This is a genomic window from Streptomyces sp. NPDC020875 (assembly GCF_040641415.1).
Taxonomy (GTDB): Bacteria; Actinomycetota; Actinomycetes; order Streptomycetales; family Streptomycetaceae; genus Streptomyces.
This window is the reverse complement of the sequence record NZ_JBFADP010000009.1, coordinates 34,630-60,146: the sequence shown is the minus strand read 5'-3', so window position 1 is coordinate 60,146 and position 25,517 is coordinate 34,630. Positions and strand designations below refer to the sequence as shown.

The following is a 25,517-nucleotide window of genomic DNA, read 5'->3' as shown; positions in this document are numbered from 1 at the left end:
GGCCGTACCGCCCGCCGACGCGGTGACCGGGAGGGACGGGGGCAGATGTACCGTACGACCGCCCCCGCGCGATTGCGGACCGCGCCCGGCTACAGCTCGGAGTCCCCCCAGGACGCCACGGTGATCTCGTCGCCCACCGAGAGCTTGCCGGTCCCGAGCACCGCGAACTTCGTCCCGAAGGCGACACCGCCGGTGGCCGCCCGCCGGTAGTCGGCGAGGGTACGGAGGGGTTCGGGCCCCGATCGGGCGGCGGTCGTCTGCTCGACGGTGGTCACCGCGCAGCGGACGGCGAGCTTGGCGTAGGCCAGTTCGGCGGTCCCGATGGTGACCCGGCGGATCCGGTCCTCGGTATGGGGCTCGTCCCAGCCCTCCACGACGATATTCGGCCGGAACCGGTCCATGGGGAGCGGCCCGCCGCTCCGTTCGGCCAGCCGCGTGTTCAGTTCCCGCAGGGACGCCCGGGAGATCAGATGGACGGCGCAGCTGTCGGCGTAGCCCGAGGTCCCGGGGGTGAGGCCGTCGGTGATCCGGTGGTGTTCCGGCGGTACCCGGACCAGTCTGCCGGGCTCGCCGAGGAACTCCGACAGCCATCGCGCGGCCTCGTCGCCCTGGTCGATCCCCTGGTAAGGGGCTCCGAAGAGGCTGACGTCCCGCCGGGGTCCGGAGGTGTCCACCTCGACGGCGAGGGAGTCGGTTCCGGGTCCCCGCAGGAGGAGTTGCCCGCCGCCGTCGCCGACTTCGGGCCGGATCAGCGCGAGCCGCGGGGAGCGGCGCTGGCTGCGGAATCCGCCGTGCTCGTCGGTGACCATGAAACTCCGGTCGTACGCGAGGCCCGCGACCGTCATCTCGGCATCGTCCACGGAGACTCCGGCGCACCCCTTGACGGGGTAGTACGACAACTCGACGACCCTGGCCACCCGTCTCCCTCACCGCCGCACCGGCCCGTTTCCCCGAACCTACGGGTGGGCGCGCGGCACGGGCAAGCGATTCCCGGACAGTGACCGATATCCGGTATCGCGCGCCCGGATATCCGGCCGCGCCCGGCGGAAGCCGTTTCGGCCGACCCCTTGTGCGCCGGGTGGGGCGTCTGTCAGATTCTCCGCAGCCCCATATGTCATGGACACCACAACACCCGACTGTGGTGCCCCTGGCGCTCCTGCGCATCCCAGCAGGAATTCACCCCCACACAATGGAGCAGATCACGTGCGCATCACCAGACTCGTACCCGCCCTCGCGACCGCCGCGCTCTCCGTCGTCGCTCTCGCCCCCACCGCGTCCGCGCAGGCCCCCACGCCCGCGCCGGCCGTGGAGAGCCAGGACGTCAGCGGCACGGCGGCACTGCCCATCATCGGCGGCGGCTACGCGACCGACGCCCCCTGGGCGGCCCGGCTGTTCTCCAACGGCCGCCAGACCTGCAGCGCCTCGATCATCGCGCCCACCTGGATCCTCACCGCGAAGCACTGCGTCACCGGCGGCGGCCTCTCCTTCCGGATCGGCAGCCTCGACCAGAGCAGCGGCGGGACCGTGGCCAACGCGTCTGCCGTCTACAACCACTCCTCCTCCGACCTGTCCCTGGTCAGGCTCGACCGCTCGGTGGCGGCGAGCTACGCCCGGCTCGGCCAGCCCGGCTCGGTCTACGTCAACCAGAACGTCCAGGTCTACGGCTGGGGCGCCACCTCGCAGTGCGGCTCCGAGGCCAACTGCCAGTCCCGCTATCTGAAGGTCGCCAATGTGACCGTGACCGGCGGTTGCCGCGACGCCTACAACGGCTCCGCGATCTGCGCCCGCCGGGGCGACGGCATCACTGCGGGCGGCGACTCCGGCGGCCCGATGATGGCCAACGGCATCCAGGTCGGCGTGGCGTCCACCAGCGACCGGCAGACCATGACGGCGTACACCAATGTGACGGCGTACCGGCCCTGGATCCAGTCGATCGCCGGGGTCTGACGGCCCCTCCGCCGTACCGTCCCCACCCGGCCCGCCGTTCCGCGCCCGGCCCGCCCCGGCCACCGCGAAACGGCGGGCACCACCCCGGGCACCCGCCCGCGTGCCCGGGGTTCTCGTACTTTCGGCCGGTACGCGGGACGCCCCCGGGTTCCTAGCCTGAGCGGCATGACGAGAGCGACAGCGCACCACCGGCCCGGTGCCGCGCGCCGGGCGGCCGACCTCGGGCTGGGCCTCGTACTCGCCGCGGCCATCGCCTTCACCGCCTTCCTGTTCACGACCAGTTGGGGCGGCACGGCCTGGCTCCCCGGCTCGGGCGTCTCGGTCGCCGTCGCCGTCCTCGCCCTGCTGCGCCACCGGTGGCAGACCCTCACGGCGGTGGCGGGCCCGACCGTCGCCGCCGGTGCCGTCGCCGTCTCACTGATCGCCGGGGACCGGCTGCCGAAGGAACCGGCACCGGCCACCGCGATCGCCCTGGCGGTCCTGGTCGGATCGGCGGTCAGAACGCTCCCGGCCCCGGCCGCCACGGGTATCGCCGTCGGCGGGATCGCGGTACCGGGGCTCGCGCTCGTCGAAGGGCCGAGCCCGGCGGCGGCCTGGGCCGCCGTCTGTCTGTGCGGCGCGATCCTGACCAGACCGGTACTGCGCCGCGTCGACCGCGCCCGGCGCGCCCGGACCTCGTACGAAGGAGTCCCGTACGAAGGGATGCCGTACGAAGGGGTGCCGTACGAAGGGGTGCCGTACGCGGGGACCCCGTACGGCCTGGTCGGCGACACCCCGTCCACCGGCCGGAACCCGGCTCACTCCCCCCGGCGTCCCTCCTGACATGCCCCGGGAAACGCCGGCCGACGTCCGCACCCCCCAGAAACCCCCGCGACGGGCGGACCGCCGACGCGTCGCCGACGCGTTCACCGGCGGCCTCCCCACCACCGGGCCCGCCGCCGGGCCCACCGCCGCACTCGCCGTCGTCTTCGTCGCCGCGATCGCCGTCCAGGCCGACGCGCTCGCCAGGACCTGGGGAGCCGCGTCCTGGGTGCCCGGTACCGTCACCGCCGTACCGATCTGCGCACTGGCCCTGTTCCGCCACCGCGACCGAACCCTCACGGCCGTCCTGGGGCTGCTCACCGCCGCCCTCGCGCTCGCCGTCACGGCGCTCCCCGGAACCCGGTTCCCGGCGGCGCTCGGCCCCCCGTCGGCCCTGGGCCTCGGCGTACTCGTCGGATCCGCCGTCAGAGCCCTGCCCCCGGCCCGGGCGGCGCTCGTCGCGGGCACGGGACTGCTGCTGGCCGCCGCCCAGTTCGCCGTCCGGCCGGCCTCGGCGGTCGGCCCCGCGGCGGCGGCCGTCCTGATCACCGCCGCAGCGACCGGACTCTCCCTCCGCCGGCTCGACGCCCGCGCCCGCGCGACCGCCGACGAGGTACGCCGGGCCGAACGCCTGGAACTCGCCCGGGAACTCCACGACGTCGTCGCCCACCACATCACCGGAATGCTGATCCAGGCCCAGGCCGCACAGGTGGTGGCCCGCCGCGACCCCGGCCGGGTGCCCGAATCGCTGGCCGGGATCGAGACCGCCGGATCGGAGGCCATAGCCGCCATGCGCCGGGTCGTGGGACTGCTCCGCGACGACGGCGACGCCGCCCCCGTCTCCCCCGGCCCCGAAACCCTCGGCGCCCTGGTCGAACGCTTCGCCCACCAGGGCCCCCCGGTCCGGCTGACCCTGCCCGACGGCGAACCGGCCTGGCCACCGGAGATCACCAGCACCGTGTACCGCGTCGTCCGCGAGGCGCTGACCAACATCCGGCGGCACGCCCGTACCGCGCGCACCGTCGACATCACCGTCACCCGGGCCGACGCAAGCGTCACCGTCGACATCACCGACGACGCCGCACCGGATTCACGCCGCCCCCACCAGCGGGGGTACGGTCTGATCGGCATGCGCGAGCGGGTCGAGACACTCGGCGGCCGGCTCACCGCCGGACCCCGGCCCGGCGGCGGCTGGTCCGTCCGGGCCACCCTGCCCGTTCCGCCCCGGGAGCCGGGATGACCATCACGGTCCTGATCGCCGACGACCAGGCGATGATCCGCCACGGACTCCGGCTCATCCTGGAGGACCAGGACGACATCACCGTCGTCGGCGAGGCCCGGGACGGCGCCGAGGCCGTCGAACTGGCCCGGCGGCTCCGCCCCGACGTCTGTCTGGTCGACATCAGGATGCCGCGGCTCGACGGCATCGAAGTCACCCGCGCACTGGCCGGACCGGGCGTGCCCGACCCGCTGCGGGTCGTCGTCGTCACCACCTTCGACCTCGACGAATACGTCTACGGCGCCCTGCGCGGCGGCGCGGCGGGCTTCGTCCTCAAGGACGCGGGCCCCGCCCTCCTCGTCGAGGCGGTCCGCGCCGCCCACAACGGCGAGGCCCTCGTCTCCCCCTCGGTCACCCTCCGCCTCCTCCGCCACCTCCACCGGACGACGGAGCCCGCGCCCCGCGCCCGGAAGTCCCCCCTCTCGGCCCGCGAACTGGACGTCGTACGAGCCGTCGCCCGGGGCCGTACGAACCAGGAGATCGGTGCCGAGCTGTTCATCTCCCTCAGCACGGTCAAGAGCCACCTTTCCGGCATCCAGACCAAACTCGGCGTCCGCAACCGCACCGAGATCGCGGTCTGGGCCTGGGAGAACCGCCTGGTCGACGGCGCGACCCGCTGACCCCGCTGCTGCCGCCGCCGCCGCCGCGACAAGAATCCCGGCGGTGACCGATGTGGAAAGCCCCGAACCCACCCTCACGGTCTCGGATCTGCACGTGGTGATATGCCGTGCGATGTGCACCTTTACCTGTACGCGTTGCTGAGCTGCGCCGTCGATGAGGAATCGAACCCCGCGTTGCCCTTCACGCACCAGAAGTGGACCGGAAAACCGCCGGTCCTCGGCGTGTGCACGCCTCCGAAGCCGCTACCTGCTCCACATCGTTCCGGCCCGGGCCGGGTTGCCCTGGCCGGACCACTCAGTCCAGCAGGTCGACTTCCCAGTTCCTGCGCTGGATCCTGACATCGATCTCGCGGATCTCCCGGGCGAGGGCATCCGCCTGACCCCGCAGTTCCCCGACCGGCAGCGCCGACAGCATCACCAGCTCGGACCTGAGCTGCCGGCCGTATCCCCGCTCCCCCTGCCCCGTCGCCGCGTCCGCGGCCGCGGTCACCACGGCATGACGCAGTCGCAGCACGTCCCGGCGGGCGAGAGCGTCGGTGAGCGTACCGTCGGGCCCCATGTCCACAGTGGCGTTGGTGCGATTGATCCGTCGGATCAGCGACTCCAGAACGCTCAGCACCTCACCGGCCTCGGCCAACAACCGGGCCGCGTCCTCGGCGGGCGTCTCCCCCTCCTGGTACCGCGCGCTGCTGACGACACGGGCCCGCAGCTGTTCGACCCTGCGCGTCGCCTCCGCGCGCTCCGCGAGCGCCTCGGCAAGTCTCACTCTCGCCACCCCCCTCCGCTTTTCGCATGAGCATACAAGTTTCCCCGGTGTCACTCCCGTCCCGGACCGGCCGAAAGTACGGCCCGGCGCCGGGGAACCGTACCGACGGCCGATGCCGGTCACCTGGGCCGGAGCCAAGGATGACCGCATGTCATCCTCCATCTCACCCGCCGCGATCCACGCGGAGGGCCTGACCAAGACCTACGGGCGCGGCCGCCGCGGCCCGGCCCTGAACGACGTGCGTCTCGATGTCCCCGCGGGCCGGATCGTCGGTCTCGTCGGCCCCAACGGGGCCGGAAAGTCGACCCTGCTCCATCTGATCTGCGGGCTGATCGAACCGACCGCCGGGTCCCTGACGGTCCTGGGATCCCGCCCGGCGGCCGACGCGTCGCATCTGGCCCGGGTCGGCTTCGTCGCCCAGAACACCCCGGTGTACGGCTCCTTCACCGTCGCCGAGCATCTACGGCTCGGCGCCCGGCTGAACCCCGGCTGGGACCAGGCACTCGCCGAACGGCGCCTGCGGCAGGTGGCGCTGCGCCCCGAGCAGAAGGCGGGCGAGCTGTCGGGCGGCCAGCGCGCCCAGCTCGCCCTGACCGTCGCCGCCGCCAAACGGCCCGAGCTGCTGATCTTCGACGAACCCGCGGCGGCCCTCGACCCCCTGGCCCGGCAGGGGTTTCTGCGGAATCTGCTGGAGTTCGTCCACGAACTGGGCGCCGGGGCCGTCCTCTCCTCGCATCTGCTCGGCGATATCGAGCAGGTCTGCGACCATCTCGTGGTGCTCTGCGGCTCACGGGTCCAGATCGCCGGGGACACCGGGGAACTGCTGGCCCGGCACGTCCGGCTGACCGCCCCGCGCGGCGCGTTCGACCGCGCGCCCGCCGGGGTGGAGACGATCGCGATCGAGAACCATGACACGTACAGCAGCGCCGTAGTCCGCGACGGCGACGGCGACGGCGACGGCACGAGCACCGGTGCCGGGGCGGGTCCGGGCGGGTTCCCGCACCGGGCGGAACCCCTCACCCTCGAACAGCTCGTCCTCGCCTATATGTCCCGCGCGGCGGCACCACCGGGCCCGGCCGCGACCGGCCCCGGCACCAGGGCGGGGAGGGCGGGCCGATGATCTGGCTCACCTGGCGCCAGTTCCGCGGCCAGGCGCTCGCCGGAGCCGTAGCGCTGCTGGTCATCGCCGGATACCTGCTGTATCTCGGTACGGACATCCGGGACGCCCACGAGGGCTACCTCGCCCGCTGCGAGGCCGGTTCCGCCGACTGCGCCGAGGCCCGGCGCCGGTTCCGGGCCGCGTACCAGAACACCCTGCTGTTCGTGGCGACCGGACTGGCCCTGCTCCCCGCCGTACTCGGCACGTTCTGGGGCGCCCCCCTGGTCGCCCGGGAGCTGGAGAACGGCACCCACCGGCTGGTCTGGAACCAGAGCGTCAACCGCCGGCGCTGGCTGCTCGGCAAGATCCTGCTCGTCGGTTCCGCCGCCGTCCTGGTCACCGGAACCGTCGCCGCCCTGCTGACCTGGGCGGCCCGCCCTTTCGACACGGTCGTCGGAGAACGGTTCGACGTCCTCGTCTTCGGTGCGCGCAATATCGCCCCGCTCGGATACGCCGCCCTGGCCTTCACCTTCGGCACCGTCGCCGGACTGGTCCTGCGCAGAACGCTGCCCGCGATGGCGGTGACGCTCGTGGCCTTCCTCGCCTTCCAGTTCTTCTTCCCCCTGGTGGTCCGGCCCGTTCTGCTGCCCGCCGAGAAGGCGACCCTGCCCATGACCGTCGAGTCCATCAACGCGGCCCGCAGTCTCGGCAGTATCACCGGCGGACCGGTCGTCGACGGGGTGCGGATCCCCGGCGCGGCCGACGCCTGGATCGCCGAGACGAGCCCGCTGCGCACCCCGGACGGCGCGTCCCTCCGGACGAGTGTCTTCGACGACTGCCTGGACAGCCCGCCCAGGACCGGTGCTCGCGGCACCTTCGGCGATACGGCGGTCTGCCTGGCCCGGCACGATCTCCATGTCGACGTCAGCTACCACCCCGGTAGCCGCTACTGGTCGTTCCAGTGGCTGGAGACCGCGGTCTATCTGACGCTCAGCGGCCTGCTCACCGCGTACGGCCTCCGGCGGGTCCGGCGGCGGACGAACTGAACGCGGCGCGGAGGTCCAGGAGGCACCCGGCGGCCGGGCCGGACAACAGCTGCCCGTGGTCGGCGTCCGCTACGGCAGCCGCAGGCCCTTGAGCAGCAGTTCGATCAGCCGTCGCGGGTCGTAGCGGGGATCGTCGTCGCGCCCTGCGCAGAGGTTGCCGATACCGCGCATGAGTTCGTAGGACCCGGTGCCGGGCCTGATCTCGCCCGCCGCCACGGCCGCGTCGAGGAGCCCGGCGCAGACGGGCGTCAGCCGGTCGATGAAGTGGGTGTGCAGGGCGGCGAAGCGGTCGCTGTCGGACCGCAGGGCGTCGGCGAGTCCGTGCTTGGTGACCAGGAAGTCGGTGAAGAGTTCGACCCAGGCGCCCAGCGCGTCGAACGGGGAGTCGCGTTCGGCCAGCAGCCTCGGCCCGGCCTCGGCGCAGGCGTCGATCTGGTGGCGGTAGACGGCGGTGACGAGGTCGGCCCGGGTCGGGAAGTGGCGGTAGAGCGTGCCCAGCCCGACCCCGGCCCTGGCCGCGATGAGGCGGATCGGGGCATCGACCCCCGAGGTCACGAACACCTCGGCCGCGGCGTCGAGCAGTGTCCGCTGATTGCGTACCGCGTCGGCCCGCTTGCTGCGGGCGGACGCCCCTTTCGCCTGGTCCGCAGGGGGCACCGGCTCACCTTCCGAATCACCGCCGACGAGTCGGACCGGTACCCCGGAGGACAATCGGAACAACGATCCGCATTCAGCCTAGCCGACGGCGTGCGGTCCGCCGCGCCGTCCGCACGCGCCGCCGCACCGGGGGTGACCGGCGGCGGGAGCCGCCCGAAAGCCCCCGGAGGCCCCAACTCCACGGCGCACCGGCCCGCCATCGGCGCCGTACATCCCTCCGAGGCCGCCGCCCGACCCCGTATCGGGAGCCGTGCCCAGTCGGCCGAAGGGGGATCCGAGCGCCCGGACCGTCGACCCTCGGACATTCATGACAGGTGCATGGCATATCGCTCGCGGCCGCCCTATGCTCATGGGCGCCCGGAGGGGCGGCAACCAGGTGTCCGCCCGGCCCGGTTCGCGACCGCCCCTCTCCTCGCGCCCCGGTTCCGTCGGGAACCGGGCCGCCCCCGAGCGAAGGGACGGCACAATGCCGCACTCCATATGGCTCAAGGCAGTCGGTACCGCGGCAGGGCTCATCCTGGCCGTCGCACCGGCGGCGCACGCCGGCGCCGGGCCGACGGCGGCACCCGCGGCGAAGACGGCGGCACCGGTGACGCTCTACTACGACGACAGCCGGGCCGTCGGCTGGGAGTCGGCGGTCGCGGCCGGAGTCGCGATCTGGAACGCCAATGTCGACAACGTCAGACTGGTCGAAGCCGCGCCCGGAGCCAGAGCCGAGATCCAGATCATCGCCACCAGCGGCTGGCCGCAGGCCACCCTGGGCCCGGTCCGCCCGGGCGGCCGAAGCCGGGTCGAACTCGGCAGCCAGGCGGTCGCCCTGGGCTATGACAAGATCCGTATCGCCGCCCACGAGATCGGCCACAACCTGGGGCTCCCGGACACCAAGCCGGGCCCCTGCTCCCAGCTGATGTCCGGCTCCAGCCCCGGCACGAGCTGCCGCAACGCCGTTCCGAACGCCACCGAACAGGCCCGCGTCGAGTACGCCTACGCGGGCGCCACCGCGTCGCACGCCCCGGCCGCCGGTCGCGTCGTGGTCGACGCGCCCTGACCCGCCGAACCCGTTCGCGCCGACGCCGCCCCACGTATCGACGCGCGGGGCGGCGTCGGCACGTACCCCCGGGGCCACGTACCAGGGGACTGCGCATTGGGAGTTCGCCGACCCCGGCAGCCACCCGGGGGCCGAGCGCCGCCACGGCCGAAATACCCGTCTCGGCGCTCCGTACCGTCTACGGCCCCGATGACATCGCCGCGGTCACGTGGGCGACCGCCGCGAGCCGCGCAGGCCACGGGCGGCCGGTCCGGACGACCCACCTGGGACCGGGGGGCGGCTGACCGTACGGAGTCCTCACCGCCCCCTCCCCCGTACCGCCGCCATGAACTCCCCCGGCCCCGGTTCGATTCCATCGAAATACGAGATGTGATCTACCGTCAGGTTCTAGCCTGCTCCGATGCTGATAGAGGTGCTCTCCGACTATCCGGGCAGTCAACTCCTGCGGACCAAGGAGCTGATCGAGAATCATCGGCGCTCCGCCGCCGCGCACGCGTCCGCCGTGGCCGAGCTCCGGTCGCGGCACGCGGCGTCGCGTCGGTGGTGGCAGTGGGCCAAGCGGCTCGCGCAGCGCCGCGACGCCAGGGCGCTGGAGGCCCGGGCGCCGGTCATCGAACCGGGGATCCGCGAGCGGCGGGCCAAGCAGGAGGCGGGGATCGACGCCGAGGAGCGGCTGACCCGGGCCCTGGAGGGGCTGTCGGACGAGTGGCTGGTGTTCCGCGGCTACGCCAACCGCCGGGGCGAGATCGATCATCTGCTGGTCGGGCCCGCGGGTATCTGGGCCGTCGAGGTCAAAGGACGTGCCGTCCACGTCCATGTGGTGGGCGACCACTGGAGTTTCGAGAAATTCGACCGCTACGGGAATCTTCGCGGCCGGGGGGTGCTGACGGACGGCGGTGGCCGCTTCTGGGGCAGGCAGGTCGGTGAGCCCGCGGCCGAATTACGGGAGTTCCTCGCGTCACGCGGTTTCGACGTTCCGGTGCGCACCGCCGTCGTGGTCCTGCACGAACGGGCGAGCCTGGGCACCTTCGAGAGTTCCTCCGTCGATGTCATCAGTATCGGCACCGAATACCTGATGGCCCGGATGGACAGCCGGACCGCGTTACTGGATTCCCGTTCCCGCGATCGGATCGCCGCCCTGGTACGACGCGATCACGAATTCCATGCCCGGCGCCGCAGAACGCGTCGCGGCCGAAGCGAATGATGTAGCGGACATGGTAACGCACCCCTGTCGAGGTTCGCTCAAGATCCGCTCGTAAATCATCCGCAATCCTTTTCGGCAGCGCCAAACGCTCTCCGCCGCCCCCGGAAACCCGCTCCGACCAGGCACTTCATCAGCAGTCCAACATTCGCGCCTGCTCTTTTACGCCAGACTCGCCCCGGCGCCTTGATTCGACTAATCCGGGCGACGTAGCGTTCTTCACACAGTCGGAGTTCACATCGGAAAACCCCCGAGATTAATCCGCGGAGGGATTTCGGAAGGTCTTCGGCCCCGTCGGCGAACCGCCCGCGGGACGTCCGGGCGAGGAAATGGGGGTGACAAAAATGGAGCTCGTCATCGAGATCATCGAGGACGCGGACCAGGTGCTGCTGCACCACCCGTCCAGCTGACGGCCCGCACCACCGGGCCGGGCACGGAGCGCCCGGTTGTGATGCGAGCCGTGCATCGCAACCGGGCGCGGTCCCGCCGTAGGCCGTGCTTCGCCTCACGGTACCGCCCGTTCACCGCACCCGTCCCCGCCCGGAGAGGGAAGCCATGCCGAAAGTCCGCCGCCCGGAGCACCTGATCTGCCGCTGGCTCCCCGACGGCCTGGAAATCGGGCTTCCCGGCCGACGGCAGTGGGTCAGGCTGTCGCCGGATCTGCTGAAGGTGGTCGATACGGCGGGTACGGGTATCGAACTGGACGAACTCGTCACCGCGTTCGGGCCGGAGAACGAGCCGAAGATCCGCGAGGCCGTCACATCCCTGATCGGGCTCGGGGTGCTCGCCACCCCCGACGGCACCGACGCCACCCCGGAGCTCTGGGAGCACTGGGGCCTCGTGGCGCGGCGCTTCCATCTGGAGGCGCGGGACGCCGCCTATCTCTCGGACGCGCCCGAACGCGCCGGTGTGGCGGAGGAGATCGTGGCCGAGGGCGGGGCTCCGGAGGCGTTCAAGGAGTACCCGGGGCATCCGGTCGTACCGCTGCCGCGCCGTACGCTCCCCCTGAACATGCCGACGGACGAACTCTTCGCCCGCCGCCGCACCCATCGCCTCTTCACGGCCGAGCCGGTCACAGCGGACCAGCTGAGCACTCTGCTCTTCCACAGCTTCGCGCCGCACCGGTTCATCAGCGGCGGCACATTCGGCACACAGCAGTGCCGGGTCAGCGCCTCGGCGGGGGGCCGGCACGAGGTGGAGGCGTATGTGGTGGCGTACAACATCGCCGGAGTGCCCCCCGGGCTCTACCACTACTCGGCGGCCCGGCACTGCCTCGAACTCCTCGACACCGACGTGCCGCGCGAGCGGGTGGCCGAGCTGACCCATGAGCAGGAGGCGTCGTACCAGGGCGCCTTCACAATATTCACCACGGCGGTCGCCAACCGGCTGGCGTGGAAGTACCGCCATCCCCGGGCCTACCGGCTGTGGATGTACGACGCGGGGCACTACGGCCAGACCTTCGCCCTCGCGGCCACCGCCCTGGGCCTCGGCCCGTTCCAGACGGTGGCCTTCGCGGACAGCGGGGTGGAGCGGCTGCTCGGGGTGGACCCCGACGAGGAGTTCGCCGTCTATCTGCTGTCCGCCGGGGTCCCGGACGGAACGGATCGGCTCCTCCCCGCCGACTTCGCCTTCCCCTCGCCGACGACGGCCCGCTGACCGCAGTCGCGCCCGGACGCCGCCTCGCGCCGGACCGACGCCCCCGCCCCCTTGGCAGGTTGACGCCGTACGGCCCCGGTCCCGGGTCCGGCTGCTGACAGACTGCGACCCCGGCCCCGGGCCGGGCCCCGGCGGCACCGGGCGGCGTCCGCACCGTGTCGAGCACCGGACACAGCACACACAGCACACTGAGATCTCAGAGGGCGGTCCATGACTGAGCACACGCCGCTGACGGACGACACCGGCGTGACGGGAGAGCCCGGCGGCGCGAGGATACGGGACCATCCGCGTTTTCTCCGCCTCTGGCTGAGCCAGGCCGGCGGGGCCGTCGGCGACCAGCTGCTGCCTGTGGCGCTCAGCCTCTACATCCTCCGCGAGGGAGGCGGCGCCGCCGATGTCGGCCTGGTCCTGGCCGGGCGGGCGATCGCCCTCGTCGGCTGTCTCCTGATCGGCGGCATCATCGCCGACCGGCTGCGGCGTACCCGGGTACTGATCGGTGCCGACTTCTTCCGCGCTGTGGTCCTGCTGGCCACCGCGCTGCTGCTGACCCGGCTGCCGCTGGGCCTGCTCCCGGTGATCACCGCCCTGGTCGGGGCGGGTGAGGCCCTGTCCCGCCCGGCCTATCGCTCCCTCGTCCCGGCCCTGCTGCCCGACCGGCTGCTGGAACGCGGCAACGCCCTGGTCTCCGCGGTCCACCGGGGTTCGGCCGTCCTCGGCGCGCTGGCCGGGGCCGCCGCCGTCACCCTGATCGGCATCCGCCCGGCCCTGCTGATCACCGCCGCCGTCTTCGCCCTCGGCGCCGTCGCCGTACTGCGCGTACCGGAGGCCGTACGGAGGACGGGCCCCCGCTCAGCGATCCTCGGCGAGGCCGCCGAAGGGCTTCGGGCGATCCGCCGCCGACCATGGGTGATGGTCGTCATGGGGACCGTCTGTCTGCATCTGTTCGCCGGTTCGGCGACCGCCCTGACCCTGCTGCCCGTGATCGCCCGCGACGAGTTCGGGGGCGAGATCGCGTACGGCTACGTCCTGGCCGCCATGGGCCTGGGCGCGCTGCCCGCCATCGCGGTGGCCGGACGCTGGCGGCCGAAGGCCCGGGGCACGGTATCGATGACGGCGCTCACCTGCTACGCGCTGCTGCCGCTGAGCCTCGTCGGCCCGCTGCCGCTGCCCCTGGTGGTGCTCTCGTTCGCGATCGGCGGTTTCGTGGTGGAGCTGTATTTCGTCTACTGGCTGTCGGCGCTGCAACGGGCGTTCCCCGAGGATCAGCTCGGGAAGGTGTTCGCGATGGACCAGTTGGGCGCCTACGCGCTGCTGCCCGTCGGCTATCTGCTGGTCGGCCCCTTCGTCGAACTGTTCGGTACGACGGCGACACTGGTCGGCGGGGGTGTTGTGGTCGCCGCCTCCAGCCTTCTCTGTCTGCTGGTGCCGGGCGTCGCGCGGTTCGAGAACGTAACCGAATCCGAGGAGAAGACCATGGGCCGAAACGTCGCCGATCCCCGGTAGGAAATCCCTCGATTGTCCGAACTCGGCATTGCGCGGCGAGATCAGGCCATCGCTCGCGTGATACGCCACCGACCCGGGCATATGACAATGCATATGCACTAGCCTGAACCGATCTGTGCAGGCGAAACGGCAACAGGCGACCATCCGGCGGGCAGCGCGGCCCGGCGGTTCAACTGCCGATGGGAGACCTCATGGGATTACCCGAGTGCCCGGCCTATGAAACACGGGATAATTCCCGGCCACCGGAGTCCGGCTCACCGGCCGCAGAGTTCTGTCTCGGAGTGCTCGGCCCGCTCTCCATCGGCACCGGGAATTCCCCCGACGCCATAACGGTCGCCCCGAAAATCCGTACCGTCCTGGCGATGCTGCTCACCGACCCGGACCATGTCGTCCCCGTATCGGCGCTGATGCGCGAGCTGTGGCCCGACGGGGCACCGGTGAGCGGCCTGCGTACCCTGCAGACGTACATCCTGAACTGCCGCAAGTCCCTGGCCCGGCTCGCCGGGGTCGCCCCTTCCGATATCGCGCGGCACGTTCTGGAAACCCATGCCGGTGGCTACTCCTTCACCAGCGGCGGCGCCCGCCTCGACTGGCTGGAGTACCAGCGGCTGGCGGACCTCGGCGGCCGGGCCATCAACTCCGGCAGCGAATACGAGGGCATCCGGCTCCTCGACCGGGCACTGGGCCTCTGGCGCGGCGCGGCCTTCGCCGATGTGACCGCGGGCCCGGTGATCGAGTCGAAACGCCGGCTGCTCACCGAGTCCCGGCTCGGAGTCACCGAAACCCTGGTGGAGACCAGGATCAGGGCGGGCCTCCACCAGGAGGCGATAGCGGATCTGGCGGGCCTCACCAGCGAGCACGCGCTCCATGAGGGACTGCACGCCCAGTACATGCGAGCCCTCGCCCTCGGTGGCCGCCGCGCCCGGGCACTGGAGGTGTTCAGCGATCTGCGGACCCGGCTGGTGACCGAGATCGGGATCGAGCCCGGACTGCCCCTGCAGAGACTCCAGCTGGCGATCCTGAACTCCCACTCCGAGGCGGTACCGCCCGGTTAGTCCGGTGACCGAGGTTCACCGATACGCACAAAGCCGAAGATCGCCCGGGGACCGCCGCCCCGACGATCACGCCACCCACTACGCCCCCGGAAACCACCCCCACCCCGCGTCCGACGGATCCCGGCCCCGCCCCCGCCCGCGCGATCCCGGACGACGACTCCTACCCGCCTCTCCCCGAAGACCAGGAACCGGCGGGCCAGTCCGGACCGCCGAAAGTCCGTCAGCCGAAGTCGTCGGGGACGATCCGGAGTTTCGCCGCGACGCGGGCCAGGGCCGTCTGATCGGCCGGGTCGAGCGAGTCGAGGACAGTCCGGCGTACCGCGCGCAGATGTGTGGGCGCCGCCTCGCGCACGATCTCGAAGCCCGGGTCGGTGAGTTCGGCGAGGGTGTAGCGGCCGTCGGCCGGATCGGGGGTCCGGGCGATCCAGCCGCGCTGCTCGCAGCGTTTGACGACATTGGAGAGCCGGGAGAGGGAGCCGCTGGCGAGAAAGGCCAGCTCCCCCATCCGCAGGGTGCGCCGGGGGGCCTCGGAGAGGTGGCTGAGTACGAGGTACTCGAAGAGGGTGAGGCCGTGCTCCTGCCGCAGCGGGGCCTCCAGTTTGGCCGGCAGCAGCAGTACGAGGGAGATCAGTCCGGTCCAGGCCGCCTTCTCCCGCTCGTCGAGCCATCGCGGCTCCCCGTCGCCCCCGCCCATCGGGCCGCCCGTGGGCCCTTCCGTACCGCTCATGGATCTCGCCGTCCCTTCGACACAGCCCGACTTCACTTTACGCGTGAAGTCATCCTTGCTACTCTCACTTTACGCGTGAAGTCATCGGCAGGGTGAACGCGCCCTGCCGCACGGAAAGAGGGAGCATCATGAGCACCGTCACCTTCGGCATCACCTCGGGCTACGGCGAGAAGCTGAACAAGGCCCTCGGGTACAGCAGCGCCGTCCGGGTCGACGACCGGGTGGAGATCTCCGGTCAGGCCGGGGTGGACGACGATCTGGTCGTCCCCGACTCGCTGGAGGACGAGATCGTCCTCGCCTTCGACAATGTGGAACGCACCCTCGCCACGGTCGGCGCGACCTGGCGGGACGTCATCCATGTGAACTCGTATCACAAGGTCACACCGGAAGAGGGCGTCATCGGCGCCGACCACAACACGATCATGGCCGAGCAGTTCCGCCGCCGGCTCGGCGGCCGCGAGCCGATCTGGACCGAGACGGGTGTCACGGCCCTCGGACTGGCCGAGATGCGGGTGGAGATCCGCGTCACCGCCGTCGTCGGCTCGGCGGCCTGAACCACGGGAAGACCGGGATCGGGACGCCCGCTCGCGGTCTCCCACCCGGTGACCGTCCGGTGACCGGGCGGGAGGACGTCGTACCGGAATCGCCGTGAACTCGGCCGGACACCGGGCCCGTTCGATACGGTCCCGGACCGCCGCACCGCGCCCTCGTCACACCGAGGGAGCGGGCAGGGCCGCCCCTTCCGGCCGGGACGCGCCGGGCGGCTCCGGGCGCGGCCGGATCCGGGTACCGAGCGCGTGCCCCGCGCGGAACGCCACCGTATAGGCGTCGGGGTCGAGCGCCGACCGGGCGGCGGCGATGACCCGGTCCACGTCACCCCGTTCGGCGGGCGGCAGGGGCGCCCCCACCGATTCCCGCGCGGCCACCGCCGCGCCCAGCAGCCGGGCCGCCTCCGCCGGGTCCCCGCCCAGCGCGGCCGCGTCCGCCAGCCCTTCCAGCGCCAGCGCCACCGCGCGGGGGTCGCCGACCGCCCGCGCCGCCGCCAGGCACTCGCGGTGGAGCGACCGTGCCTCGGTGACGTCCCCGCGTTCCCCGGCCAGGAACCCGAGGTGCGCCAGGACCGGCACCACGGCGGCGTCGACACCGCGTTCGCGGTGCCAGTCCAAGGAGCGCCGCAGCAGCACCTCGGCGGTGTCCGGGTCGCCGCGCCGCCGGGCGCCGAGGGCGAGTCCCAGTTCGGCGATCCGCTGCCCGAACTCGTCCGCGTGGTCGACGGCCAGCCGCCGGGCCCGCCGGTGCAGGGCCTCGGCGCGGTCCGGCTCCCCGGTGAGGAGCAGGACGTTCCCCAGCGCCGACAGGCCGTACGACAGCTCGCTCCACAGCCCCAGTTCCCCGGCCGCCCGGACGCTCTCCCCGTGCAACCGGGCGGCCTCGTCGTAGTCGCCCGCGATCTCGGCGAGGGTGCCGAGGACGGGCAGATTCCGGAGGCGGCCCCAGGTGTCGCCGAGTCCGGTGAAGAGGGCGTGGCCGCGGTCGGCGTCGGCACGGGCGCCGGTGAGATCACCGCGGGTCAGCCGCTGCCGGGCCCGGGTGGACAGCACGACCGCCGTTCCCCAGGTGTCGTCCGGTTCAGCAGTGGCGTCGAGGGCCCGGGCGGCCAGCCGTTCGCCGGTCGGCAGGCTGTCGAAGCCGAGCAGGGACGCCAGATAGCCGCGGGCGCGCGCCTCGCCCACGGGGTCGGCGACGCCGTCGGGTCCTTCGTACGCCGCCAGGGCGTCGAGCGCGGCCCGGCCCGCGTCGGTGGCCCGGCCGCAGACGATGTCGATACCGGTACGCCAGACTCGCGCGGCGGCGACCCGGGGTGCGTCGTCCGCACTCGGGGTGAGGGCGAGGGCGGCGTCCAGCGCCCGGGCCGCCTCGTTGAGCCGCCCGCGCAGATACCAGTACCAGGACAGGGCGTTGACCAGCCGGAGCGCGTCGGCGGTCGCCCCGTGCTCGACCGCGCCGTCCAGCGCGGCCCGCAGGTCGGGGCCGTGGGCGTCGAGGACCGCCAGCCAGTCCCGCTGACCGGGGCCGCGCAGCCGGGCGTCGGCGTGTTCGGCGAGGGCGAGGTGGTGGGCGCGGTGCCGGGCCCGTACGGCCGCCGTCTCCCCGGCCGCGCCGAGACGTTCACGGCCGTACGCGGCGACGGACTCCAGCAGCCGGTACCGCACCCCGGTCCCGGACCCCGTGACGCCGGGATCCGGGACGGCGGGATCCGGGACGGCGGCGACGAGGGACCTTTCGACCAGCCGGGCGAGAACGTCGGGGACATCGGCCCGGTCGACGGGAGGCCCGGCGCAGACGGCCTCGGCGCCCGCGAGCGTACCGCTGTCGGCATGGACGGAGAGTCTGCGCAGGACGGCGCGCTCCTGGGCGTCCAGCAGATCCCAGCTCCAGTCGATCATCGCGCGCAGCGTGCGGTGCCTGGCGGCGACCCCGCGCCCCTCGGTGGCCAGCAGACGGAACCGGTCTCCGAGCCGGTCGGCCAGGGCGTCCAGGCCCAGCGAGCCCGCCCGGGTCGCGGCCAGCTCCAGCGCGAGCGGCAGACCGTCGAGACGACGGCAGATCTCCGCGGCCCTCTCCTCGGCCCGCCCCTCCAACCGGAGACCGGGCGCGGACGCCGCCGCCCGGGCGCGGAACAGCCGGATCGCGTCGGCCTCCGGCAGGGGTGCGACCGGCTGGACCGCCTCGCCGGGGACCCGCAGCGGTTCCTGACTGGTGGCCAGGACCCGCAGCCCCGGCGCGGCCCGCAGCAGGGCGGCCGTCAACTCGGCCACCGGGTCCACCAGATGTTCGCAGTTGTCCAGGACGAGCAGTACCCGGCGGTCGGCGAGGGCGGCGGCGAGCCGGGCGAGAGGCCCCGGCCGGGGCCCCGTACCCGCCGTCGCGGGCGGCCGTTCACCGACCTCGTCGCGGACCCCGCACGCCGCTGCGACCGTGTCCACCACCGGCCCGGCCCGGTCCACCGAACCCAGTTCCACCAGGACCGCGTCGTCGTATCCGGCCGCGACCCGGTGCGCCACCTCCAGCGCCAGCCGGGTCTTGCCCACGCCCCCCGGCCCGGTCAGCGTCACCAGCCGGGCGTCGGCGAGCCGGGCCCGTACGGCGTCGACCGCGCCGTCGCGGCCGACCAGACCGGTCAGCGGGGCGGGCAGCCGGTTCCGCCGATCGCGTACGGGCGAATCCGCGCCGCCCGGCGCCTCCAGATCGGGATCCTGACGCAGGATCGCCCCGTACAGGGCCGCGATCCGACGCCCCGGCACCACCCCCGACTCGGCGTCCAGCCGCTTCCGCAGCTCGTGATAGCCCGCCAGCGCCTCACTCTGCCGCCCGGCCCGGTACAGCGCCCGCATCTGCGCGCCCCGTAACCGCTCCCGCCGCGGATACCGCCCCACCAGCTCCGCCAACTCCCCCAACAACGCCCGGTCCTCGCCCAGCAGCAGCCGCGCCTCCGCGCGGTCCTCCAGGGCCGCCAGCCGCTCCTCCTCCAGCCGCGCCACCGCCGCCCGCGCGAACGCCTCATCGGCGAACTCTGCGTAGGCGGGCCCCCGCCACAGCGCCAGCGCCTCCCCCAGCAGCTCCGCCCGCACCGCCGGATCGCCGTCCGCTCCGGCCCGGGCCACCAGCTCCCGGAACCGGTCGGCGTCCACCGCACCCGCCGCGGCGGCCAGCCGGTATCCGGCGGACGCGGCGACGACCAACTCGCGGCCGCCCGGCTCGGCGTCCTCCAGCGCCCGGCGCAACTGCGACACCTTGGTCCGCAGGACCCGTACGGGCTCGGCGGGCGGCGCCCCCGCCCACAGATCGTCGATCAGCCGGCCGACGGGGACGAGGCGTCCCTCCCGGCCGAGCAGCGCGGCAAGCAGGAACCGTACCTTCCGCTCCGGTACGTGCACGGGGTCGCCGCCCGCCGTCCACACCCGCAGTGGGCCCAGCACCCCGAATCGCATCCGCCCAGCCTACGGCGATCATCGACGGCCGGGCCCGGACGGCTCCGCGACCTCGTCCACGCCGTCCATGCCGTCCATGCCGTCAACGCCTTCCAAACCGTCGATGCCTTCCAAGCCGCCCGCACCCCGGCCCGTACGGCTTCGCGAAACCGTCGACGGCCCCGCGCGGCCACCGGCCGAAACCATTCCAGAACCCGGTGTCCGCACCCTGGAGGCACATCACCCGCCCCACCGACCACCGGAGGAACCATGCCGCCCTATCCCGCGCCCGAGGCCGCTCGCCGGGCGGGCCCCAGGGAGTGGACCGGGCTCGCGGTGCTCACGCTCCCCCTGCTGCTGATCGCCCTGGACATCAGCGTCCTCTATCTGGCCGCGCCCCACCTCAGCGCCGACCTTCGGCCCAGCGCCACCCAGTCCCTGTGGATCATGGATATCTACGGATTCCTGATCGCCGGTTTCCTGGTCACCATGGGCACCCTCGGCGACCGAATCGGCCGCCGCAGACTGCTGCTGGCCGGCGGGTTCACGTTCGCAGTCGCCTCGGTCCTCACCGCGTACTCCGTGAACGCCGAGATGCTGATCGCGAGCCGTGCTCTCCTCGGTATCGCGGGCGCCACCCTGATGCCGTCGACCCTCGCCCTGATCAGCACGATGTTCCGGGACGGCGGGCAGCGGTCCTTCGCGATCGCCCTGTGGATGACGGCGATGTCCGTCGGGGTGGCCGTCGGACCACTGGTCGGCGGCGTCATGCTGGAGCACTTCTGGTGGGGATCGGTCTTCCTGCTCGCCGTACCCGTGATGGCGGTACTGGTCGTGGCCGGACCCTTTCTGCTGCCGGAGTTCCGCGACCCCGAGCCCGGGCGGCTCGACCTGCCGAGCATTGCGCTCTCCCTGGCCGCGCTGCTCCCGCTGGTCTACGCCCTCAAGCAGACGGCCGCGCACGGTCCCGGGCCCGACGCCGTACTGGCCCTGATCGCCGGACTGGTGGCGGGCCGGTCCTTCATCCGCAGGCAACTGCGGCTGCCCGACCCCGTACTGGACATGAGCCTCTTCGCCAACCGGGCCTTCTCGGCGGCACTCGTCCTGCTGATGTTCGGACTGCTGGCCGTCAACGGTCTCGAATACCTCAACCCGCAGTTCCTCCAGATGGTGGCAGGCATGACACCGTTGAAGGCCGGGGTGTACATGCTGCCGATCGTGCTCGCCGCGACGGTCGGCTCGCTGGCGGCCCCGTTCCTGGCCCGCCGGTTCGGGCACGCACACGTCATGGCGGCGGGCACCCTGATCGCCGTCGCCGGATTCGTCCTGGTCACCCGGGCCGACAGCACCGGCGGTGTGACAGCGCTCGTCACCGGCTCCGCGATCGCGGTCCTCGGCATCAGCCCGACGCCCGTCCTCACCACCGACCTGGTGGTGGCCACCGCCCCGCAGGAGAAAGCCGGCTCGGCCGCCGCGCTGTCGGAGACGAGCGGCGAACTGGGCGTCGGCCTCGGGGTCGCCGTGGCGGGCAGTATCGTGGCGGCGGTCTACGGCCCCCGGATCGAGGCACTGCCCGAGGCTCCCGGCGCTGCGGCCGAGGACCTCGCCGGTGCCGTGACCACCGCCCCGGAGCTGCCCCCCGCGGCAGCCGCCGAACTCCTCACCACCGCCCGGGACGCCTTCACCGACGGCGTCCACGCGGTGGCCTGGACCGGCGCGGCCTTGATGCTGCTGCTCAGCGCCTGCGCCTTTCTGCTGCTCCGGTCGGTACGCCCGCCCGGCACCGAGCCCCCGGGCCCCGGCACGGACGGCACCGCCGACACCGGAACGGCCGCGGAACCGCCGAGGACACGGGCCGGTACCTGACCGGGGGAACCCGCCGACCGGGGCGCGTGCCCGTGACAGCTGCGGGTAGGCCCATCCGTAACGGATGAGCCGCGGCAGCGGCCGAGGGACGAGAGGTGCCGGAAGTGATTCGAAAACTGCAGGCGATCGCACTGGACTGCGCCGATCCGGTACGGCTCGCGGAGTTCTACGCGGCACTACTCGGCGGCCGGGTGGTGCCGAACCCGGACGATCCCGACTGGATCGAGGTACACGGCTTCGAGGGAACCCCCCTGGCCTGCCAGCGGGTGAACGGCTACCAGCCCCCCGAATGGCCCGGCCAGCGCCGCCCGCAGCAACTCCACCTGGACTTCGACGTCGACGACCTCGAAGCGGAGGAGCGGCGGGCGCTCGCCCTCGGGGCGACCGTACTGGAACGCACGGACCAGCTCCACCCGAACACCAACTGGCGCGTCTACGCGGACCCGGCCGGTCATCCGTTCTGCCTCTGTCTCCACTGAACCGGCGCGGGCCGGGCCGACGGGCGGACGGTCCCCGAACCGGCCCTGTCCGCGCACCGAACCCGGTAGACGCCGACGCTGGTACGGCACTCCACCACAGGAGAGGGGGGAACGGGTTGGAAAAGGTCCATTCCGAGAACCCGGGGATCCGGACTCCACCACCCGGCCCGGCACGACCGACGTCGTCGCGGGAGCTCAGCGGCGTTCCCGCACCAACCCGATCTGTCAGAAAGGAGGTTCGGTGGAGTAGGAGTCCTCTCCGACGGGTGCGGTCGGCTCCGCCCTCGGCTCCTGGAGGACTCGTATCGCGTCTTCGACCCGGCCGAGATCGATGAGCCGCTCGGCAAGGAGGGAGCGGTTGAACGCCGGGTGCTGTTCGAGAACAGCGGCGGCCTCCTCGGTACGGCCCGCCTCGGCGAATACGCCGGACAGCGCCCGGGCCGCGTACCAGGTGTCGCCCTCGGCATGCGCCCGAATCCGCTCGACCGCCTCGTCGAGCAGGCCGCATTCGGCCATCAGCGGAAGCCGCAGCCGGAAGAGGTCCCAATCCTCCTTGCCACCGCTTCGCGCCTTGAGGGCATCGAGGAACTCCAGTCCGTCCCGGGGCCGCCCCTGGTCGGCGTAGAGGTCGCACAGAGTGTGGACGATCCAGTCCTCCGCGCCGGCGTGTTCGGCGAGCGCGCGCATCACCTCGATCGCCTCGCCACCCCGCCCGTACCGCACCAAAAGCTCGGAAAGCGGGACGGCCACCCGCCACATCCCGACCGGCGTATTCCCGAACGCACGGTAGGCGGCGATCGCGCCTTCCGCGTCGCCGCGTTCCTCCAGCACTTCGGCAAGGCGCTGCACCGCGTGACCGTGGAAGTCGGAGGCCGCGTACGCCCGCAGTTCGGTGATCCGGTCGTGTCCGGCCAGCAGGTCCGCCAGTTGATCACGGCCGTTGACGGAGGTGGTCCCCCGGGTGTGGAGCAGGGCGATCGCCTCTTCGATCCGGCCCTGACGTTCCCGGATCGCGGCGAGCAGCCCGACCGCGTTGGACGGTTCCGTCCGGAGGTTGCCGCAGTCGGGGTCGTCGCAAGCGGGAGCCGCCGCCTCGACCCGGGCCGTCAGCAGGGACGCCGCGTCCTCGTCCCTGCCCGCGGTTTCGGCGATGTCGACCAGGCACTCGGCGAGGAACCAGTCCCGAATCCCGGCGCGCAACAGTGCGAACGCCTCGTCGGCGCGGCCGTGCCGGGCCAGCAGGCGCGCGAAGAAGTCCACCGCCGCCCGCTCACCGGCCTCCGCGTACGGGCGGCACAGGCCGATGGCCTCCTCCGCCAGGCCCCAGCCCTCCAGTAGTTCCGCCCGCGCCCGGGCCGCCGGCCACCAGTTCGTCGCGGCATACGGAGCGAGCACCTCCAACGCATGCTCGCGCCGTCCCCGCTGGCCGAGCAGCCGGGCCCACTCCAGGGCGCAGAACCATTCCCCGCGCCCGGCTTGGAACTCCACCTCCCGCTCATGACCCAGCCGGAGCAGCCGCTCCACCAATGACGGAGGTACGCAGCCCGTCCGCGTCCGGGTCCGGTAGTCGAGATCGTCAGCGTCCACAGCAGCGCACCTTAGCCCCCACCACCGACACGGCAGCCCCACAGCAGGAGACAGCAGGGCGGACGCCGGGCCGGACGCGGCTACGGCTTGCGGCCGACGGCTCCCCAGCCGGCGCGGACGGTGGCGGTACCGGTGGTGGAGTCCGGCCGCCAGTTCGGCCAGGACGCCAGCCCGGGATCGACCAGGTCCAGACCTTCGAAGAAGCGGGCGATCATGGAGGGCGGGCGGAGGATGTAAGGGATGGCGCCGGTCGCGTTGTAGGCGTTCTGCGCGGCGATGTGCTCCGGCCCGTCGGCCCAGCAGTGGCTGAGGGCGAGGAAGCTGCCGGAGGGCAGCCGCCGCGTCAGCCGGTCGATCAGGCCGAGCGCTTCGTCGAAGTCGACGATATGGCCGAGGACGTCGCAGCAGACCAGTGCCACGGGCCGGGAGAGGTCGAGTGTCCGCGCCGCGTCGGCGAGTACCTTCTCCGTGTCCTGCATCTCCGCCTCGACATAGGCGGTGGCGCCCTCGGGCGTACTGGTGAGCAGGGCGTCGACATGGCGGATGACGATGGGATCGTGGTCGACGTAGACGACACGGGCATCGGGCGCGATGCGCTGGGCCACCTCGTGCGTGTTGTTCACCGTCGGCAGCCCGGCACCGAGATCGAGGAACTGGCGAACCCCGGCCTCACCGGCCAGATAGGTGATCATGCGGCGCAGGAAATGCCGGGACTCCTGCGCGAAGGCACGGCTCGGCGGGAACGTCCGCTCGTACGCCTCCCCGGCTAACTGATCGGCCTCGTAGTTGTCCTTGCCGCCGAGCCAGTAGTTCCAGACGCGGGCGGAATGGGCGACCGAGGTATCGATCCGCGACTGCGGGTCCTTCATGAGGCGTCCTCCTCGAAGACCCGGAACGGGCGTCCCGGGACGGCGGCAGGTTACCCCTCCGGACTCCGGTTCCCGCATTGACCGCTTTCGTACGGTCGTCCCGCGCGGGGCGGAGCACGGCCCCGTCGGTGACGCGGTCGATACGGCCGGGTTCCGGCAGCGGCGGGGTCACTGGAAGACGGTCCGGTGCGGATGGGCCGGTTCGGCAGGGCAGGTGAGGATGTGCATCGTGCCGCGGGCCGGGGAAACACCGGTCGGTGTGTTCGCGCCGTTCACATCCACCAGCTCACCGTCTTCGACGGGGATCCAGCTCCGCGTCCCGGCGTCCCACTCCCGGTCGGTCGCCGTCAGCAGCAGACTCATGGATGTGCCGCAGGAGACGCAGTCGACGGGGGTGGGGCCGGTGAGGTGCCAGGAGGCGAAGCCACCGACCTTCCACCCCGGCGCGATCGACAGATCACCGGTGTAGCTCACGACCGCGTCGGTGTCCCGCTCGGCGGCGCGCATCGCCGCCTCGTACGCCTCGTACGTCTCATAGCTCACCGGCTGCGGGGCGCCGTCCGCAGCGTCGTCGGCCGACTCCTCCAGTTCCTCCTCCCACTCCTCGACGGCTTCCCGGAGTTCATCGGCCAGCAGCTCGATGTACTCGTGCTCCACGACCTGTTCGGGGTGGAGCAAACACGGGTCGGGGAGCCCTTGGGGGCGGCCGATGACGACGGGCTCGGGCTGGGGGTGCAGGACGTCCGTCACGTCCGCGGAGCGCCGCCACTGGAGTACGACGTCGAACGCGTCGCCGCGGGGGCCGTGTGTCTCGGCGGGGCACCACAGCACTTGGAGCAGGTCGCACCCGTCGGGCCCCACCAGGTCGGGGACGTCCCGGGTGAACAATTGGGCGAGCGCGAGCAGCGGAACGGGGTCCTGCTCGCCGAGCCGCGGCGCGTACGGTCCGGGGGCGGGGGAGGCCGGTTCGGCGGGCTCGGCCTCGGCCGGCCCTCGCGGGGATTCCCGCCCCCACGCCTCGGCGCGGATCGTCCGCTCCCGGCGTACATCGGCCGGCCGGTGACCGGTGGTCCGGCCGTGCGGAACGGTGCACACCGGCCACGGCTCGTCCGCCGGCCACAGAAACGGGCCGCCCACCGAACTGTCCGCGACGCCCGGGAAGCCCGGTCGCGGATGCAGTCGGGTCGCCGTCCCCCGATATGCCGCGAGCCCGGGGAACACCGCCTCGACGTCGAGGGGCCGTTCCGGCGTCGTGCGCCTCACGCGGCGTCTCCTTCACTCGCTGCCGATTTCGCGGATGGTATCCGGGCCGGGCCCGATCGCCCCGCCCGCCTGCCGGA

Annotated in this window: 22 protein-coding genes; 14 read left to right on the top strand and 8 right to left on the bottom strand. The window is 72.6% G+C overall.

Annotation, left to right across the window (positions count from 1 at the left end):
• Positions 1–89: 89 nt before the first annotated feature.
• Entirely contained in the window at positions 90–917 is an 828-nt protein-coding gene (locus AB0G74_RS07415) for an MOSC N-terminal beta barrel domain-containing protein (RefSeq protein WP_361141661.1), read from the bottom strand.
• A gap of 286 nt (positions 918–1,203) precedes the next feature.
• On the opposite strand from AB0G74_RS07415, the gene AB0G74_RS07410 reads away from it, so the two are divergent.
• The 4 genes from AB0G74_RS07410 to AB0G74_RS07395 all read left to right on the top strand — a co-directional run bounded on the left by AB0G74_RS07410 (position 1,204) and on the right by AB0G74_RS07395 (position 4,647).
• Complete coding sequence (locus AB0G74_RS07410; protein WP_361141659.1) at positions 1,204–1,947, top strand: trypsin-like serine protease; 744 nt, start codon at positions 1,204–1,206, stop codon at positions 1,945–1,947.
• Between the two features lie 165 nt (positions 1,948–2,112).
• Positions 2,113–2,769, top strand: coding sequence for a metal transporter (locus AB0G74_RS07405; RefSeq protein ID WP_361141657.1), 657 nt, complete (start codon positions 2,113–2,115; stop codon positions 2,767–2,769).
• 1 nt (position 2,770) lies between these two features.
• On the top strand, positions 2,771–3,988 hold the full coding sequence (locus AB0G74_RS07400; protein ID WP_361141655.1) for a sensor histidine kinase: 1,218 nt from the start codon (positions 2,771–2,773) through the stop codon (positions 3,986–3,988).
• A complete protein-coding gene (locus tag AB0G74_RS07395) occupies positions 3,985–4,647 on the top strand; it encodes a response regulator transcription factor (RefSeq protein ID WP_361141653.1) in 663 nt (220 codons plus the stop codon). Before AB0G74_RS07400 ends, AB0G74_RS07395 begins: the two co-directional genes overlap by 4 nt.
• 295 nt (positions 4,648–4,942) lie before the next feature.
• On the opposite strand, the gene AB0G74_RS07390 is transcribed toward AB0G74_RS07395, so the two are convergent.
• Positions 4,943–5,413: a DIP1984 family protein gene (locus AB0G74_RS07390; protein ID WP_361141652.1), complete on the bottom strand. Its 471-nt coding sequence runs from the start codon at positions 5,411–5,413 to the stop codon at positions 4,943–4,945.
• A 148-nt stretch (positions 5,414–5,561) separates the two neighbouring features.
• Between AB0G74_RS07390 and AB0G74_RS07385 the strand changes: the two genes are divergently transcribed.
• Complete coding sequence (locus AB0G74_RS07385) at positions 5,562–6,533, top strand: ABC transporter ATP-binding protein (RefSeq protein ID WP_361141650.1); 972 nt, start codon at positions 5,562–5,564, stop codon at positions 6,531–6,533.
• Positions 6,530–7,558, top strand: coding sequence for an ABC transporter permease subunit (locus AB0G74_RS07380; protein ID WP_361141648.1), 1,029 nt, complete (start codon positions 6,530–6,532; stop codon positions 7,556–7,558). Before AB0G74_RS07385 ends, AB0G74_RS07380 begins: the two co-directional genes overlap by 4 nt.
• 69 nt (positions 7,559–7,627) lie before the next feature.
• On the opposite strand, the gene AB0G74_RS07375 is transcribed toward AB0G74_RS07380, so the two are convergent.
• Entirely contained in the window at positions 7,628–8,215 is a 588-nt protein-coding gene (locus AB0G74_RS07375) for a TetR/AcrR family transcriptional regulator (RefSeq protein WP_361141646.1), read from the bottom strand.
• Between the two features lie 466 nt (positions 8,216–8,681).
• Here AB0G74_RS07375 and AB0G74_RS07370 point away from each other — a divergent pair, with 466 nt between their 5' ends.
• The 5 genes from AB0G74_RS07370 to AB0G74_RS07350 all read left to right on the top strand — a co-directional run bounded on the left by AB0G74_RS07370 (position 8,682) and on the right by AB0G74_RS07350 (position 14,678).
• A complete protein-coding gene (locus AB0G74_RS07370) occupies positions 8,682–9,263 on the top strand; it encodes a snapalysin family zinc-dependent metalloprotease (protein WP_361141644.1) in 582 nt (193 codons plus the stop codon).
• Between the two features lie 400 nt (positions 9,264–9,663).
• A complete protein-coding gene (locus AB0G74_RS07365; protein ID WP_361141642.1) occupies positions 9,664–10,467 on the top strand; it encodes a nuclease-related domain-containing protein in 804 nt (267 codons plus the stop codon).
• 552 nt (positions 10,468–11,019) lie between these two features.
• Complete coding sequence (locus AB0G74_RS07360) at positions 11,020–12,120, top strand: SagB/ThcOx family dehydrogenase (protein ID WP_361141641.1); 1,101 nt, start codon at positions 11,020–11,022, stop codon at positions 12,118–12,120.
• A gap of 210 nt (positions 12,121–12,330) precedes the next feature.
• The gene (locus AB0G74_RS07355; protein ID WP_361141639.1) at positions 12,331–13,623 is read left to right on the top strand and encodes an MFS transporter; all 1,293 of its coding nucleotides are present in this window, start codon (positions 12,331–12,333) and stop codon (positions 13,621–13,623) included.
• Positions 13,624–13,814: 191 nt separating this feature from the next.
• Complete coding sequence (locus tag AB0G74_RS07350; protein ID WP_361141637.1) at positions 13,815–14,678, top strand: AfsR/SARP family transcriptional regulator; 864 nt, start codon at positions 13,815–13,817, stop codon at positions 14,676–14,678.
• Positions 14,679–14,898: 220 nt separating this feature from the next.
• Here AB0G74_RS07350 and AB0G74_RS07345 read toward each other — a convergent pair whose 3' ends face one another.
• On the bottom strand, positions 14,899–15,405 hold the full coding sequence (locus AB0G74_RS07345) for a MarR family transcriptional regulator (RefSeq protein ID WP_361141635.1): 507 nt from the start codon (positions 15,403–15,405) through the stop codon (positions 14,899–14,901).
• Between the two features lie 128 nt (positions 15,406–15,533).
• Here AB0G74_RS07345 and AB0G74_RS07340 point away from each other — a divergent pair, with 128 nt between their 5' ends.
• A complete protein-coding gene (locus tag AB0G74_RS07340) occupies positions 15,534–15,959 on the top strand; it encodes a Rid family hydrolase (RefSeq protein ID WP_361141633.1) in 426 nt (141 codons plus the stop codon).
• Between the two features lie 156 nt (positions 15,960–16,115).
• Here the strand turns inward: AB0G74_RS07340 and AB0G74_RS07335 are convergent, their stop codons facing one another.
• Positions 16,116–19,397: a BTAD domain-containing putative transcriptional regulator gene (locus tag AB0G74_RS07335; protein WP_361141631.1), complete on the bottom strand. Its 3,282-nt coding sequence runs from the start codon at positions 19,395–19,397 to the stop codon at positions 16,116–16,118.
• A gap of 249 nt (positions 19,398–19,646) precedes the next feature.
• On the opposite strand from AB0G74_RS07335, the gene AB0G74_RS07330 reads away from it, so the two are divergent.
• Both AB0G74_RS07330 and AB0G74_RS07325 read left to right on the top strand, forming a co-directional pair.
• Positions 19,647–21,242 (top strand): MFS transporter, encoded by a 1,596-nt coding sequence (locus AB0G74_RS07330; protein WP_361141629.1) that lies wholly within the window; start codon positions 19,647–19,649, stop codon positions 21,240–21,242.
• 104 nt (positions 21,243–21,346) lie between these two features.
• The gene (locus AB0G74_RS07325; RefSeq protein WP_361141627.1) at positions 21,347–21,721 is read left to right on the top strand and encodes a VOC family protein; all 375 of its coding nucleotides are present in this window, start codon (positions 21,347–21,349) and stop codon (positions 21,719–21,721) included.
• Positions 21,722–21,946: 225 nt separating this feature from the next.
• Here AB0G74_RS07325 and AB0G74_RS07320 read toward each other — a convergent pair whose 3' ends face one another.
• The 3 genes from AB0G74_RS07320 to AB0G74_RS07310 all read right to left on the bottom strand — a co-directional run bounded on the left by AB0G74_RS07320 (position 21,947) and on the right by AB0G74_RS07310 (position 25,440).
• Positions 21,947–23,308 carry a hypothetical protein gene (locus AB0G74_RS07320; protein WP_361141625.1) on the bottom strand — a complete coding sequence of 454 codons (1,362 nt, stop codon included), beginning with the start codon at positions 23,306–23,308 and terminating at the stop codon, positions 21,947–21,949.
• A gap of 80 nt (positions 23,309–23,388) precedes the next feature.
• The gene (locus tag AB0G74_RS07315) at positions 23,389–24,177 is read right to left on the bottom strand and encodes an SAM-dependent methyltransferase (RefSeq protein ID WP_361141623.1); all 789 of its coding nucleotides are present in this window, start codon (positions 24,175–24,177) and stop codon (positions 23,389–23,391) included.
• A gap of 168 nt (positions 24,178–24,345) precedes the next feature.
• Positions 24,346–25,440 (bottom strand): hypothetical protein, encoded by a 1,095-nt coding sequence (locus tag AB0G74_RS07310; protein ID WP_361141621.1) that lies wholly within the window; start codon positions 25,438–25,440, stop codon positions 24,346–24,348.
• Between the last annotated feature and the right edge of the window lie 77 nt (positions 25,441–25,517).